11 protein-coding genes are annotated in these 15369 nt (G+C 69.1%); 4 read left to right on the forward strand and 7 right to left on the reverse strand.

The features are described 5' to 3' along the window. Positions 1 to 24: 24 nt before the first annotated feature. Complete coding sequence (locus tag DEJ43_RS18280; RefSeq protein ID WP_015034871.1) at positions 25 to 2394, reverse strand: DUF6049 family protein; 2370 nt, start codon at positions 2392 to 2394, stop codon at positions 25 to 27. Positions 2395 to 2608: 214 nt separating this feature from the next. Between DEJ43_RS18280 and DEJ43_RS18285 the strand changes: the two genes are divergently transcribed. Then, positions 2609 to 4075 (forward strand): CCA tRNA nucleotidyltransferase, encoded by a 1467-nt coding sequence (locus tag DEJ43_RS18285; RefSeq protein WP_181399505.1) that lies wholly within the window; start codon positions 2609 to 2611, stop codon positions 4073 to 4075. A gap of 85 nt (positions 4076 to 4160) precedes the next feature. Here the strand turns inward: DEJ43_RS18285 and DEJ43_RS18290 are convergent, their stop codons facing one another. The 3 genes from DEJ43_RS18290 to DEJ43_RS18300 form a co-directional block, all read right to left on the reverse strand. Next, positions 4161 to 5420 (reverse strand): MFS transporter, encoded by a 1260-nt coding sequence (locus DEJ43_RS18290; protein ID WP_015034874.1) that lies wholly within the window; start codon positions 5418 to 5420, stop codon positions 4161 to 4163. 75 nt (positions 5421 to 5495) lie between these two features. Continuing rightward, a complete protein-coding gene (locus DEJ43_RS18295) occupies positions 5496 to 6578 on the reverse strand; it encodes an inositol-3-phosphate synthase (RefSeq protein WP_015034875.1) in 1083 nt (360 codons plus the stop codon). Positions 6579 to 6626: 48 nt separating this feature from the next. Continuing rightward, positions 6627 to 7307, reverse strand: coding sequence for a PadR family transcriptional regulator (locus tag DEJ43_RS18300; RefSeq protein ID WP_015034876.1), 681 nt, complete (start codon positions 7305 to 7307; stop codon positions 6627 to 6629). Between the two features lie 373 nt (positions 7308 to 7680). Here DEJ43_RS18300 and DEJ43_RS18305 point away from each other — a divergent pair, with 373 nt between their 5' ends. Next, complete coding sequence (locus DEJ43_RS18305) at positions 7681 to 10431, forward strand: transglycosylase domain-containing protein (RefSeq protein WP_078508688.1); 2751 nt, start codon at positions 7681 to 7683, stop codon at positions 10429 to 10431. Positions 10432 to 10542: 111 nt separating this feature from the next. Next, the gene (locus DEJ43_RS18310) at positions 10543 to 12060 is read left to right on the forward strand and encodes a glycosyltransferase family 87 protein (protein WP_041662654.1); all 1518 of its coding nucleotides are present in this window, start codon (positions 10543 to 10545) and stop codon (positions 12058 to 12060) included. A gap of 15 nt (positions 12061 to 12075) precedes the next feature. Here DEJ43_RS18310 and DEJ43_RS18315 read toward each other — a convergent pair whose 3' ends face one another. The 3 genes from DEJ43_RS18315 to DEJ43_RS18325 form a co-directional block, all read right to left on the reverse strand. After that, positions 12076 to 13107: an alanine racemase gene (locus DEJ43_RS18315; protein WP_015034879.1), complete on the reverse strand. Its 1032-nt coding sequence runs from the start codon at positions 13105 to 13107 to the stop codon at positions 12076 to 12078. Positions 13108 to 13189: 82 nt separating this feature from the next. Then, complete coding sequence (locus DEJ43_RS18320; RefSeq protein ID WP_015034880.1) at positions 13190 to 14308, reverse strand: lipid II:glycine glycyltransferase FemX; 1119 nt, start codon at positions 14306 to 14308, stop codon at positions 13190 to 13192. Positions 14309 to 14428: 120 nt separating this feature from the next. After that, positions 14429 to 14743 carry a hypothetical protein gene (locus DEJ43_RS18325; RefSeq protein ID WP_015034881.1) on the reverse strand — a complete coding sequence of 105 codons (315 nt, stop codon included), beginning with the start codon at positions 14741 to 14743 and terminating at the stop codon, positions 14429 to 14431. 283 nt (positions 14744 to 15026) lie between these two features. On the opposite strand from DEJ43_RS18325, the gene rpsF reads away from it, so the two are divergent. Further along, positions 15027 to 15317, forward strand: coding sequence for a 30S ribosomal protein S6 (gene rpsF, locus DEJ43_RS18330; protein ID WP_015034882.1), 291 nt, complete (start codon positions 15027 to 15029; stop codon positions 15315 to 15317). The last annotated feature ends 52 nt before the right edge of the window (positions 15318 to 15369 follow it).

Below are 15369 nucleotides of genomic sequence, written 5' to 3' on the forward strand. Positions count from 1 at the left end.
CCGGCCGACCGGCCACGACATCGCTCAACGGTCCACTTTCTCACCCGGGCCCGACGGGTCGCCGCTTTCGGACCCGGTGTCCGGTGTCGGGTCACTCGGCTGCACGGGTTCCGGCCCCTCGGTGTCCTCCGAGGGGGCCTCCGCGTGAGCCTCGGCCTCCGCCGTCTCCGCGTCCGTCTCCTCCGCCTCGCCGTCGGCCTCGGCGGCCTCCGCCTCGGCGTTCCGCGCGGCCACCCGCTTGCGCTGGCTGTACATCCGTACACCGGCCAGGACGAGCAGCAGGACGCCGCCCGCGATGACGAGCATCACCGTGGCGGTGATCTCGGAGACCTTCACGTTGAAGGTCATCGGCTCCCCGTACGGCGTGCCGTCCTCGGTGTAGAGCTGGGCCGTCATCGGCACCTGGCCGTTGACGTTGGCGGAGGCGGTGAACTTCACGGACTGGCTGTGACCGCCGTTGATCTTCACGGGCAGCTCGGCGACGCCGTCGCCGTTCAGCTTCAACCGGTTCTTGTTGCCGGAGGTGAGCCGCAGCACGAGGTGCACGTCCTGCAGCAGCTTGTTCTGGACGGTCACGGGGATCGTCGCGCTGCGCCCGGAGAGCGTGAGATCCGACTTGTCGACCAGCTGCACGCCTTCGGTGAGGGTCTGCAGGTAGTCCAGGACGTTGATCCGGTAGAGCGCGGCGGCTCTTGCCTGGCCCCGCCACGAGGTCGACATCTCGCGGCTGATCGCGTTGCCGAAGGGGGTCACGACCCGGTCCTGGATGGTCAGGATGACCTTGAAGTCGTCCAGCTCGTCCCGGGTGGTCTTCATGTCGCGGAACGCCTGGACCGGCAGCTCGGTGTCGCGGAGCTTCTTCGGGTACCGGGAGCCGGCGGGCACCGCCGTGGAGGCGTCCGGGTCCGGCTTGGCCGTGGCGGCCGCCAGGAGGTCGCTCGGCTGGCTCCAGCGCTTGCCGGAGAGCCCGCGCAGGGCGGTCGCCATGGACTGCGCCTGGGCGACGCTCGGCACCCGCTGGGGGGCGACGACGACGCTGCGCTGGTCCTCCGGCTGCTCCAGGGTGATCGCGAGGGACTGGGAGAGGAATTCCTGGACCGCGAGCGTGGAGGTCTCCGCGCGGACCATGTCCCCCTCGAAGGCCGTGGACAGGAGTGCGTCGCTCACCACGGCCGTGGTGCTGCCGTCGCCGAAGGGCCGGGCCGCCGTCGGGGTGTACGAGAGGTCGTCGCGGACGCTGTCGCTGCGGGCGATCACCTTGTCGGCGCCGGCGGAGGTCGCCACCGCCAGGATGGAGGGGTCGACCGCCCCGTCGGCGGGCCAGGCGAAGTCCGTGGAGGGCTGGACGTGCAACACCGTCTCGACCGTCGTCCCGGCGAGGGCGGTGGCCGACTGGAGGTGTCCCAGCGAGCCGGGCACGTCCTTGCCGCGGTGGGCGAGGGAGGCGATGTCGGGGTCAGCGAAGGGCAGGGCGACGACCTTGCGGCCCTGCACCGCCTTCTCCAGCGAGTCCAGCCATCGCTGGGCGACGGCCTGGTTCTTGCCGGGGACGTGCAGGGCGCCCTCCTTGACCCGGTAGCCGTTGGCCATGGCGTCGACGGAGGCCAGCAGGTCCGGGTCGACCACCCAGGTGACCGGGAGGTCCTTGCCCAGGGAGACGAGCTGGTCGAGGCGCCCACCGGGCTTCAGCTCGGTCGCCAGGTCGTCGTCCTCGAAGACGGGGGTCTGCTGGTCGTCGGTGGCCGTCTCCGCGGAGACGTGGGCCGAGGAGATCAGCGGCCAGAGGTAGGTGAGCTGGGTCTTCTTCTCGGTGGCCTCGGGCTGGTACGGCACGAAGGTCCGTTCGATGCCGAGCACCCGGTCGTCGCGGCGGTCCGGGGTGTGTCCGGTGAGGGAGACACCGAGCTGGTAGACGCCCGCCGCGTCGAGTCCGAGTTCGGAGACCGGCACGGAGACGGAGAACTCCGCGCTGAGACCGGCGCCCAGTCGGGGGATCTTGACCGTGGGAGCGTCCTCGAGGACGGGCGGGTCGCTGTCGCTGCGGTAGCCGGTCCGGCCCGAGACCTGCTCGATCTCGCTCCGGCTCGTCATCCGGGGGCCGACGCGCAGTCCCACGGTGGCATCGGTCACGGTCTGCTTGCCGTGATTGGTGACCGTCCCGGTGACGGTGACCGTGTCCCCCTCGACGGGCGCACTCGGCGCCAGCGTGTCGAGCGACACATCGACGGTCCTCGAACCGGTGCCGTCCTCGGCGGCGGACGCCGAGGAGGTGACGGCCGGAGCCTGGAGCAGGCCGGCGAGAAGCGGCGCCCCGAAGGCGACGGTGATCGTGCGCCGCAGCCACCGGCGGGCAGGTGAGGGACCGGTTCCCTGGATGTCTGCCGCCTCGGCCACGCGTTCGCCCGTCCTCGTCGTTGTCGGTGGTGCCAGTGGTGTAGGTGGTTCCCGGTTGCTGTGTCCAGGCATGGTAACGAGGCACGCCGGGGGCAAGTGCCGGGGACTGCTCCAGGCGATCTCCGGCCGGCCGTGGACGTCGGGGGCCCCGGGCGCCCGGCCCGGGCGGAAACGAGGACGTCACGGCGAGCCGGGGCACGTACCCTTTTCTGTTGTGCCGAACGCCAACGAAGACACCCCGACTGCACTGAGCCAGGTGCAACGCCGCGCGGTCAGTGAACTGCTGCGTGTGTCCCCTGTCGCCGACGACCTCGCCCGCCGTTTCCAGGAGGCCGGGTTCAGCCTCGCGCTGGTCGGCGGCTCGGTACGCGACGCGCTGCTCGGCCGGCTCGGCAACGACCTGGACTTCACCACCGACGCCCGTCCCGAGGACGTACTGAAGATCGTCCGTCCGTGGGCCGACTCGGTGTGGGAGGTCGGCATCGCCTTCGGGACCGTCGGCTGCCAGAAGCAGGGGCGCGTCGGTGACGCTGACCAGAGCTTCCAGATCGAGGTCACCACGTACCGCTCGGAGGCGTACGACCGGACCTCCCGCAAGCCTGAGGTCTCCTACGGCGACTCCATCGACCAGGATCTCGTCCGGCGTGACTTCACCGTCAACGCCATGGCCGTGGCTCTGCCGGAGAAGGAGTTCATCGACCCGTACGGCGGTCTTGAGGACCTCGCCGCCCGGGTGCTGCGTACGCCCGGTACGCCCGAGGAGTCCTTCTCCGACGACCCGCTGCGCATGATGCGGGCCGCGCGCTTCGCCGCGCAGCTGGACTTCGAGGTCGCCCCCGAGGTCGTCACGGCGATGAAGGAGATGTCCGGCCGGATCGAGATCGTCTCCGCCGAGCGCGTCCGTGAGGAGCTCAACAAGCTGCTGCTCTCGGCCCACCCGCGCAAGGGCCTCGGGCTCCTCGTGGACACGGGCCTCGCCGAGCACGTGCTCCCCGAGCTGCCCGCGCTGCGCCTGGAGAGCGATGAGCACCACCGCCACAAGGACGTCTACGAGCACTCCCTGACCGTGCTCGACCAGGCCATCGACCTGGAGGAGGACGGCCCCGATCTGGTGCTGCGCCTCGCCGCCCTGCTCCATGACATCGGCAAGCCGCGGACCCGTCGCTTCGAGAAGGACGGCCGGGTCTCCTTCCACCACCACGAGGTGGTGGGCGCGAAGATGACGAAGAAGCGCATGACCGCGCTGAAGTACTCCAACGAGATGATCAAGGACGTCTCGCGGCTCGTGGAGCTCCATCTGCGCTTCCACGGCTACGGGACCGGCGAGTGGACCGACTCGGCCGTGCGCCGTTACGTCCGCGACGCCGGGCCGATGCTCTCGCGTCTGCACAAGCTGACCCGCTCGGACTGCACCACGCGCAACAAGCGCAAGGCGAGTGCGCTCTCCCGCGCCTACGACGGCCTGGAGGACCGCATCGCTCAGCTCCAGGAGCAGGAGGAGCTGGACGCGATCCGTCCCGACCTCGACGGCAATCAGATCCAGGAGATCCTCGGCATCGGCCCCGGTCCGGCCATCGGCCAGGCGTACAAGTTCCTGCTGGAGCTCCGGCTGGAGAACGGTCCCATGGAGCACGACCAGGCCGTCTCCGCGCTGAAGGAGTGGTGGGCCGCGCAGGGCTGAACCGACCACGTCCGGGTTCCGCGATGTTTCACGTGAAACATCGCGGAACCCGGGCCCTCCGAGGGGTGATGTTTCACGTGAAACATCACCCCTCGGTGCGTTCCCCTCGCAGGGCCAGCGCGATCACCGCGTAGATCACGGCCACGAGCACGACCAGGAGCGGGGACCGCCCGTCGGGCGGCAGCATCAGCGCCGCCACTCCGGCGGCGGCCACGAAGGCGACGTTGAACAGCACGTCGTACAGCGCGAAGACCCGCCCTCGGTAGGCATCGTCCACGGACGTCTGCACCACGGTGTCCGTCGCGATCTTCGACCCCTGGGTGATGAGCCCGAGAACGAAGGCGGCGACGAGGAAGGGGGCGGGGGCGAAGGTCAGGCCGAGTGTCGGTTCGAGCACGGCGGCCGCCGCGGCGCACACCGTCATCCATCCGAAGGGACCGAGCCGTCCCACAGCCCAGGGGGAGATCACGGCCGCCGCGAAGAATCCCGCGCCGGAGGCGGCGACGGCGAGCCCGAGGAGCCCGAGTCCCTCGGATTCCGTGGAGCTCCACGCATAGCGGCAGAGCATGAGCACGGTGACGAACAGGGCGCCGTAACAGAAGCGCATGAGGCCCACCGCAGCGAGGGCGCGGGCGGCCCGCCGTCGCTCGGCGAGGTGGCGCAGTCCCGCGATCAGGCCTCGGACCGTCGAGGCGAGTGTGGAGGCGAGCCGCTGCGGCACGAGGCCGGGATCGGGCCCGAGGAGCTCCCGGGACATACGCAGCGAGGCGAGGCCGGCGCAGAGATAGAGGAGGGCGCCGAAGGCGACCACGGCCGCGTTGGACTTGTCGGCCAGCAGCTGGATGCCGAACGCGAGACCGCCTCCCACGGTCGCGGCGAGGGTGCCGGCGGTGGGGGAGAGCGAGTTGGCCACCACGAGCCGTTCGGCGTCGACGACACGTGGGAGCGAGGCCGAGAGACCCGCGAGGACGAAGCGGTTGACGGCCGTGACGGAGAGCGCGGAGGCGTAGAAGAGCCACTCGGGGACGGCCGCGAGGATGAGCAGGGCGGTCCCGCCGGCGAGCAGGGCGCGCAGGAGGTTGCCGTACAGGAAGACCTGCCGTCGCTGCCAGCGGTCCAGAAGGACACCGGCGAACGGGCCGACGAGGGAGTACGGGAGCAGGAGGACCGCCATCGCGGAGGCGATCGCGGCGGGGGAGGTCTGTTTCTCGGGGGAGAAGACGACGTACGTGGCGAGGGCCACCTGGTAGACGCCGTCGGCGCACTGCGAGAGCAGCCGAACGGCGAGCAGGCGGCGGAAGTTCGTCAGGCGCAGGAGTACGCGCAGATCACGTACGACGGACATGGCAGCAAGACTCACATACGAAGAGGGCCCCCGGGCGGTGGCTCGGGGACCCTCTATCGACTGGGGTGCGGCGCTTTAGCGCTCGACCTCGCCCTTGATGAACTTCTCGACGTTGGCCAGGGCCTCGTCGTCGAAGTACTGAACCGGCGGCGACTTCATGAAGTAGCTCGACGCGGAGAGGATCGGGCCGCCGATGCCGCGGTCCTTGGCGATCTTCGCGGCGCGCAGGGCGTCGATGATGACACCCGCGGAGTTCGGGGAGTCCCACACCTCGAGCTTGTACTCGAGGTTCAGCGGGACGTCGCCGAAGGCGCGGCCCTCAAGGCGCACGTACGCCCACTTGCGGTCGTCCAGCCAGGCCACGTAGTCCGAGGGACCGATGTGGACGTTCTTCTCGCCCAGCTCGCGGTCGGGGATCTGCGAGGTGACGGCCTGCGTCTTGGAGATCTTCTTGGACTCGAGGCGGTCGCGCTCGAGCATGTTCTTGAAGTCCATGTTGCCGCCGACGTTGAGCTGCATGGTGCGCTCAAGACGGACACCGCGGTCCTCGAACAGCTTCGCCATCACGCGGTGCGTGATCGTGGCGCCGACCTGCGACTTGATGTCGTCGCCGACGATCGGGACGCCCGCCTCGGTGAACTTGTCGGCCCACTCCTTGGTGCCGGCGATGAAGACCGGAAGGGCGTTGACGAAGGCGACCTTGGCGTCGATGGCGCACTGGGCGTAGAACTTCGCGGCGTCCTCGGAACCCACGGGCAGGTAGCAGACGAGAACGTCGACCTGGCGGTCCTTGAGGATCTGGACGACGTCGACCGGCTCCTCGGCGGACTCCTCGATGGTCAGGCGGTAGTACTTGCCGAGACCGTCGAGCGTGTGACCGCGCTGGACCGTGACGCCCTTGTTCGGGACGTCGCAGATCTTGATGGTGTTGTTCTCGCTGGCGCCGATGGCGTCCGAGAGGTCGAGGCCGACCTTCTTCGCGTCGACGTCGAAGGCGGCGACGAACTCGACGTCACCGACGTGGTAGTCGCCGAACTGGACGTGCATCAGGCCGGGCACCTTGGCCGCCGGGTCGGCGTCCTTGTAGTACTCGACGCCCTGGACCAGCGAGGCGGCGCAGTTGCCCACGCCGACGATGGCTACGCGAACCGAACCCATTCCGGTTGCTCCCTGTGTGATCGTGGAAGCCCTGCTGTGCGCAGGGTTTCACTTGGCGGTGTCGTCGGACGGATCCGGCCGGGTACTGCCCCCGTGCCGGGGCAGGCCGCCCGTTTCTCCAGAATCGTTGTCGTGCAGAGCGGGGGCGTCGGAGCCGGATCGCTGATCCCGCCCTGCCCGCTCGCTCTCGATGAGCTCGTTCAGCCAGCGCACTTCGCGCTCCACGGACTCCATACCGTGGCGCTGCAGCTCAAGCGTGTAGTCGTCGAGGCGCTCGCGTGTCCGGGCCAAGGAGGCGCGCATCTTCTCCAGGCGCTCCTCCAGCCGGCTGCGGCGCCCTTCGAGGACGCGCATCCGCACCTCGCGCTCGGTCTGCCCGAAGAAGGCGAACCGTGCGGCGAAGTGCTCGTCCTCCCAGGCGTCCGGGCCGGTGTGCGAGAGGAGTTCCTCGAAGTGGTCCTTCCCCGCGGACGTCAACCGGTAGACGATCTTGGCTCGGCGTCCTGCGAGTGAAGCGGCGAGGGCCTCCTCGGGAGCGCTGCCCGGTTCCTCGATCAACCAGCCGTTGGCGACCAGCGTCTTGAGGCAGGGATACAGCGTTCCGTAGCTGAAGGCCCGGAAGACGCCCAGCGAGGTGTTGAGGCGCTTCCGCAGCTCGTACCCGTGCATCGGGGCCTCGCGCAGCAGGCCGAGGACGGCGAACTCGAGGATGCCGGAGCGTCTGCTCATGTCGTCGCCTCCTCCTCCGCTTCGGGGGTCCTTATGCCGTGCTGATGTATCGACTCGATACATCAGCACGATAGAACGGCCCCTGTGTCTCGACAAGTGGGACCGCCGTGACCGGCGTCACATCGTCAATTCACAGCGATCGACTTGCCTGATTTGGGGTGAACTCCGGCCCTAGGTGGGTTTTGGCCGTGCGTAGGCTGTGCGCCATGCAGATCACCGGGAACCGAGCGATGCCCAGGGGCGTCAGTGCTCCGGGTGACCGGCTGCGACACGGAGGGACTTCCGATGAGGTTCCGGCCGTGCGCATTTCGGGGGGACCGGAACTCAACTGCCGCTTCCAGGCGTATGCGCCTGCCCGAGGAGTAGTCGTTCGATGAGCGAGCATCGTCGCAAAATGCCGCCGCAGCAGCCGCCGACGGGTGGTCGCGCGGCGGCACGGCGCGCCGCCCAGCAGCCGGTGGGCCGCAGGTCGGCCCCGGTCCAAGACGTCGGTACGGGGGCCCCTTCGGCCTCGTACGGGCCTGCCTCCTCCGCCGGCGAGGAGCAGCGTCCCTACGGGGGCCGGGCCGAGGCCCGCCGTGCCGCCCAGCGCGGCAGCCGCCGGAGGGGGGCCGACGCCGGCCCCGGGGGCCCTGGTGGTTCCGGTGGCGGACGGCGTGGTGGCGGCGGCGGTGGCGGCCGTGGCAGTGGCCCGGGGCGCGGCTCAGGAGGCCGCCCGCCGGGCAAGAAGCGGCTGATCGACTACCCGAGGTACGGGAAGTACGGCTGGCGTCGCTGGATGCCGTCGTGGAAGCTCGTGACGGGCACGTTCCTGGTCTGCGTCGGGATACTGATGGGCGGCGCGGTCTTCGCGTACTCCAACGTGGTGATCCCGAAGGAGGACGACACCGCGACGTCGCAGAACAACATCTACTACTGGGCCGACGGCTCGCGCATGGCCGCGACCGGCAGCGGCACCAACCGGCAGATCATCGGGATCGAGCAGATCCCGAAGGTGATGCAGGAGGCCGTGGTCTCGGCCGAGAACAAGACCTTCTGGGACGACTCGGGCATCGACCCGATGGGCATCGGCCGCGCCGTGTGGAACATGGCCAAGGGCGGCGAGACCCAGGGTGGCTCGACGATCACCCAGCAGTACGTGAAGAACAACCGTCTGAACGACCAGTCGCAGACGGTGACCCGGAAGGTGAAGGAACTCTTCATCTCCATGAAGGTCGGCAACGAGCTCGAGAAGTCCGACATCATGGCCGGCTATCTGAACACCGCGTACTACGGCCGCGGTGCCTACGGCATCCAGGCCGCGTCGCGCGCGTACTTCGACAAGGACGCCAAGCAGCTCAACGCCAGCGAGTCGGCACTGCTCGCCGCGGTGCTGAAGGGCGCGACGTACTACGACCCGGGCGGCTACCCGGAGATCGACCCCGAGGCCACTCCCGAGAAGAACACCGACCGCGCCACCAAGCGGTGGAAGTGGATCCTCGACGAGATGGTCAACGACAACAAGATCACCGCCGCGGAGCGCGCCAAGTACACGACCTTCCCGAAGGTGCAGAAGCGCAAGCAGGACGCCCAGCTGACCGGCCAGATCGGCTACCTGGTCAGCACGGCCAAGGCGAACTTCATCAACAGCAACACCGAGGGGATCGGCGCCAAGGAGCTGGAGCGCGGCGGCTACGAGATCCACACCACCTTCGACAAGAAGAAGGTGGCCTCGATGGAGCAGTCGGTCAAGAAGATCCTCGACGAGTACATCGACCCGAAGAAGCGGCCGGACACCGACACCAACGTGCAGTTCGGTGGCGCCTCCGTGGACACGAAGACCGGTGCGATCGTCGCGATCTACGGCGGTGTCGACGCCACCAAGCACTTCACGAACAACGCCGACCCGACCGGTGCCCAGGTCGGCTCGACCTTCAAGCCCTTCGTGCTGGCCGCCGCGATGCAGTACGGCATCCGCGACAAGGACCTGGGGCCGGTGCAGGACGCCAGCAGCCGGACCATCGTCGACCCGGACAAGAGCCGCTACTCCGGCAAGGACGAGCTGAAGGTCCGCAAGTACAACGGCGAGATCTGGCACGACGAGAAGGGCAAGGAGTGGCTCCAGACCAATGACGACGGCGCGAGCTACGGCAACATGTCCCTCCGCGAGGCGATGATCCGCTCGGCGAACTCGCCGTACGTGCAGCTCGGCATGGACGTCGGCATCGACAAGGTCCGTGAGACCGCCATCGCGGCCGGCCTGCGCAAGGAGTCGCTCGTCCAGGGCGAGGTGCCCTCGTTCTCCCTCGGTATCTCCAGCCCGAGCGCGATCCGGATGGCGGGCGCCTACGCGACCTTCGCCAACAACGGCGAGCAGAACGACCCGTTCTCGGTGACCAAGGTGTCCAAGGGCGGCAAGACGATCTACGAGCACAAGTCGGCCACCAAGGAGGCCTTCTCCTCGGCGATCGCCAGCAACGTCACCGACGTCCTACGGGACGTCGTGGAGAACCCCAAGGGCACCGGCCGCAAGGCCGCCATCGAGGGCCGTGACGTGGCCGGCAAGACCGGTACGACCGACGGCAACAAGTCGGCCTGGTTCGTGGGCTACACCGCGCAGCTGGCCACGGCCATCGACATGTACCGGTTCGACGACGACGAGACCAAGAAGAACCGCGAGTTCCAGGAGATGTTCGGCACGGGTGACCAGCCGAAGATCCACGGTTCTTCGTTCCCCTCGCGGATCTGGAAGGACTACATGACCGATGCCGTGGAGGGCATGCCGGTCGTGAGCTTCCCGGAGCCGGAGAAGCTGGACGGCGCCAAGCCGGTCTTCGGTGGCGGCGCCACCAGCCCGACGCCGACGCCGACGGCCACCCCGACGCCCACCGAGACGACGGCGACGCCGACCACGACTCCCCCGACGACGCCGACCACGACTCCCCCGGCGACCAAGACGCCCAAGCCGGGCAAGACGACCTGCAGCGTCTGGGACTGGGACTGCAACCACACCGGGGAGCCGGGCGACCCCGGCGGCAACACTGGCAAGCCGACCGACACGGCGACCCCGACCGATACGCCGACGCCGACCGACACGGAGACCAACGGCCACGGCAAACCGAACGACGGGACCTGGATCCCCTGATCCTCCGTCGGGCGTCCTCGAGGGCCGCCGCGCTCCGCTCCGTACCTCGCGTACGGGCCGGGCGCGGCGGCCCTCGCCGTTTTCACCGGCGCGTACGGCAGGATGTCCCCCATGCCGAGCCTCCAGAAGACGAGTGCGCCGCAGGACCGGCCGCAGGGCCGCCCGCAGACGGTCATCCCCACCCACCGGGACAAGGTGGCCGCCGCGGGCAGCGAACTGATCGGCGGCCCCTACGGCCGCCGGGCCGCGACCGGCACCGGGCAGATGACGCCGGTGCGGGTGATCGCCCTCGTGGCCATCGGCATGTTCGCCCTCGGCATGGTGCAGAAGCTGCCCTGCTACAACTGGGCCTGGTTCCGGGGCACGACCTCCCAGTACACCCACGCCTGCTACTCCGACATCCCGCACCTGTTCTCGGGGCGGGGCTTCGCCGAGGGCCTGGTGCCCTACTTCGACCGGCTGGGCGGCGACATACCGTTCCTGGAGTACCCGGTCCTGACGGGCCTCTTCATGGAGGTCGCGTCCTGGCTGACGCCGGGCGGCGGCGACACGATGCAGCGCGAGCAGTCGTACTGGCTGGCCAACGCCGGGATGCTGATGGTCTGCGCGGCCGTCCTCGCGGTCTGTGTGACCCGCACGCACCGGCTGCGCCCCTGGGACGGGCTGCTCGTCGCCCTGGCGCCCTCGGTGGCGCTCACCGCCACGATCAACTGGGACCTGCTGGCCGTCGCGCTGACCGCCGCGGCGGTCCTGATGTGGGCGCGGAGCCGGCCGCTGGCCTTCGGCATCCTGCTCGGCCTGGCCACGGCCGCCAAGTTCTACCCGATACTGCTCCTCTGCCCGCTGCTGATGCTCTGCTGGCGGGCCGGGAAGTGGCGGGAGTACGGGACCGCGGTGCTGGGCGCGGCCGGGGCGTGGCTGGTGGTGAACCTGCCCGTGATGCTGCTGGCCCCCGAGGGCTGGAAGCAGTTCTTCCTCTTCAGCCGGGACCGGAACGTCGACTTCGGTTCCGTCTGGCTGCTGGTCAGCCAGCGCACCGGGGACGCGATCCCGCCGGGCCGGGCCAACCTGTACGCGCTGCTGCTCATGCTGGCGGCCGTCGCCGGCCTCGCCTACCTGGCGTTCACGGCGCCCCGCAGGCCCCGCTTCGTCCAGCTGGCCTTCCTGGTCGTCGCCGCCTTCGTGCTGACCAACAAGGTCTACTCGCCGCAATACGTGCTGTGGCTGGTCCCGCTGGCGGTGCTCGCCCGGCCGCGCTGGCGCGACTTCCTGATCTGGCAGGCCTGCGAGGTGGCGTACTTCACCGGTGTCTGGATGTACCTGGCGTTCACGACCAGCGGCAACAGCAAGCAGGGCCTGCCGGTCGACGGCTACCAGTTCGCGATCGTCCTGCACCTGCTCGGCACCCTGTACCTGTGCGCGATGGTCGTACGGGACATCCTGACGCCCGAGAAGGACCCGGTCCGGCAGGACGGCGGGGACGACCCCTCCGGGGGCGTCCTGGACGGCGCCGAGGACCGCGTCGTCGCGGGCAGGGCCGCGCACCCGGCCCGGCACGCGGCCGCGGCCCTTGAGGACGGTCTCCGGGTGGAATGGGGAACCCCCGGGGGCCAGGCCTCCCGGGGGTGAGCGGATCCGGCCGGCTCAGCGCTCCACGAGCCGGTCGAACTGCGTCGTCGTGTGCCGCAGATGGGCCACCAGTTCGTCGCCGACCCGGGGCTCCTGCGCGTCGGACGGCACGAACAGGATCGACACCTGCATATGCGGCGGCTCGGCGAACCAGCGCTGCTTGCCGGCCCACACGAACGGCGAGAGGTTGCGGTTGACGGTGGCGAGACCGGCCCGCGCGACGCCCTTGGCACGCGGCATGACGCCGTGCATCGCCTTGGGAGCCTCCAGGCCGACGCCGTGCGAGGTACCGCCGGCGACGACGACCAGCCAGCCGTCCGAAGCGGCCTTCTGCTGGCGGTAGCCGAAGCGGTCGCCCTTGGCGACCCGGGTCACGTCGAGGACCGCACCCCGGTACTCCGTGGCCTCGTGGTCGCCCAGCCACAGCCGGGTGCCGATCCGGGCGCGGAAGCGGGTCTGCGGGAACTGCTGCTGGAGCCTGGCCTGCTCCTCCGCCCGCAGGTGGCTGACGAACATGGTGTGCAGCGGCAGCCGGGCGGCCCGCAGCCGGTCCATCCAGCCGATGACCTCCTCGACGGCGTCCGTGCCGTCCGGGCGGTCCAGGGGCAGGTGCAGCGCGAAGCCTTCGAGGCGGACGTCCTCGATGGCCGAGTGGAGCTGCGGGAGCTCCTCCTCGCGGACGCCGTGCCGCTTCATCGAGCTCATGCACTCGATGACGACCCGGGCGCCCACGAGGGCGTGGACGCCGTCCACGGACGACACGGAGCGGATGACCCGGTCGGGCAGCGGAACCGGTTCCTCACCCCGGCGGAACGGGGTGAGGACCAGCAGGTCGCCGCTGAACCAGTCCTTGATCTTCGCGGCCTCGTACGTGGTGCCCACGGCCAGCATGTCGGCACCGAACCGCGCCGCCTCGTCCGCGAGGCGCTCGTGGCCGAAGCCGTAGCCGTTGCCCTTGCAGACCGGGATCACGCCGGGGAACTGGTCGATGACGGTCTTCTGGTGCGCGCGCCAGCGAGCGGTGTCGACGTAGAGGGAGAGCGCCATGGCCGGCCCGGAACCTTTCTGATGGCAGCGGTGTATCAAAGGTATGTACGAGATTACGGAAACGTCAGCGACACGACAGGGCTCAGCGGCGCGACATGTAGATGTCCAGGGCCTTGTGCAGCAGCTTGTTCAGCGGGAAGTCCCACTCGCCGACGTACTCGACGGCCTCGCCGCCCGTGCCCACCTTGAACTGGATGAGCCCGAAGAGGTGGTCGGTCTCGTCGAGCGAGTCCGAGATGCCCCGCAGGTCGTAGACGGTCGCGCCCATCGCGTACGCGTCGCGCAGCATCCGCCACTGCATCGCGTTCGAGGGCCGGACCTCACGGCCGATGTTGTCGGAGGCTCCGTAGGAGTACCAGACGTGTCCGCCGACGACGAGCATCGTCGCCGCGGAGAGGTTCACGCCGTTGTGGCGCGCGAAGTACAGGCGCATGCGGTTGGGGTCCTCGCTGTTGAGGACGGTCCACATGCGCTGGAAGTACGAGAGCGGGCGGGGCCGGAAGTGGTCGCGGACGGCCGTGATCTCGTACAGCCGCTGCCACTCGGCCAGGTCCTCGTAGCCGCCCTGGACGACCTCGACACCGGCCTTCTCGGCCTTCTTGATGTTGCGGCGCCACAGCTGGTTGAAGCCCTTGAGGACGTCGTCGAGCGAGCGGTTCGCGAGGGGCACCTGGAAGACGTAGCGGGGCTGCACGTCACCGAAGCCGGCGCCGCCGTCCTCGGCCTGCTGCCAGCCCATCTTCCGCAGCCGGTCCGCGACTTCGAAGGCGCGCGGCTCGATGTGGGTGGCCTCGACGTCCTTGAGGCGCTTGACGTCCGGGTCCTGGATGCCGGCCTTGATGGCGGCCGAGTCCCAGCGCCGGATGACGACCGGCGGGCCCATCTTCACCGAGAAGGCGCCCTGCTGCTTGAGGTGCGCCAGCATCGGCGTCAGCCAGTCGTCGAGATTGGGCGCGTGCCAGTTGATGACCGGGCCCTCGGGAAGATAGGCCAGGTAGCGCTTGATCTTCGGAAGCTGGCGGTAGAGCACCAGGCCGACGCCGACGAGCTCGCCGCCCTTGTCGAACCAGCCGAGGTTCTCCGAGCGCCACTCGGTCTTCACATCAGCCCACGCGGGGACCTGGCAGTGGCTCGCGGCGGGCTGGCTCTGGATGTACGCCAGATGCTGCTCACGGCTGATGGTCCTCAGGGTCAGGCTCATGCGGGGCGCTCCTCGGCAGGTGTGTCCCCATCGGTTCAGGGGCTCCGGCTCTCGCGCCGAAGCCTACTGTGACCGAGGGGCGCCCCGAATGGGTGTGTGCGTCCTGACGTGCCCCTGGGCTCAGCTGATGACGCCGCCGAAGAGCCCGCCGTGCGCCATGCCGAGGTAGAAGCCGAACGCCGAGGCGCCGAGTCCGAGGATCAGCAGGAAGCGCTCGCGGGTCGTCACGGAGATGAACTGTCCGTAGGCGCCGGTCAGGATGCCGATCAGGCCGGACCAGGAGCTCAGCAGGTGCAGGTTGTGGAACTGCGCGGTGACGAAGGCGAGGACGCCGAGCACCAGCGTCACTCCGACCAGGGTGTCCTGGATCGGGTGCGGTTTGCCGTCGGTGGCGAAGAGGGAGTGGCCGGGGTCGGGTCGCATTGCCTGTGCCATGGGGCACCTCCTGGCGTAGCTGCCGGAAGGCGGCGCATCGTAGCGCCGCCGACATCCGTTGTGTACAGATTGCGTCCCCTCACCAGTGAATTTCAACCGGAGGGCGGTGAGCGGGTACTCTGTACGGTCTGCACCGGTGTCTGCCCTGGTCCGTCCTGGATCCCGGCGGCGTCCCCCGTTCCGAGGGGTGCTGTCAGTGGTGGCGGATACCGTTGTCTACGCATCACGACCCTCCTGCCACGGAACGACCGTGGCCGCTGAGTCCAAAGGAGGTGGGTTCCACATGCGTCACTACGAGGTGATGGTCATCCTCGACCCCGATCTCGAGGAGCGCGCTGTCTCCCCGCTGATCGAGAACTTCCTTTCCGTCGTCCGTGAGGGCAACGGAAAGGTCGAGAAGGTCGACACCTGGGGCCGTCGTCGTCTCGCCTACGAGATCAAGAAGAAGCCCGAGGGCATCTACTCGGTCATCGACCTGCAGGCCGAGCCTGCGGTCGTCAAGGAGCTCGACCGACAGCTCAACCTGAACGAGTCGGTCCTCCGGACCAAGGTCCTCCGTCCCGAGACCCACTGAGCTCCTAGCTCAGAGGTCATCGGGTCCGAGTAGCAACAAAGCAGCCAGAAGC

Origin of the sequence: Streptomyces venezuelae ATCC 10712 (assembly GCF_008639165.1) — a bacterium.
Classification (GTDB): Bacteria; Actinomycetota; Actinomycetes; order Streptomycetales; family Streptomycetaceae; genus Streptomyces; species Streptomyces venezuelae.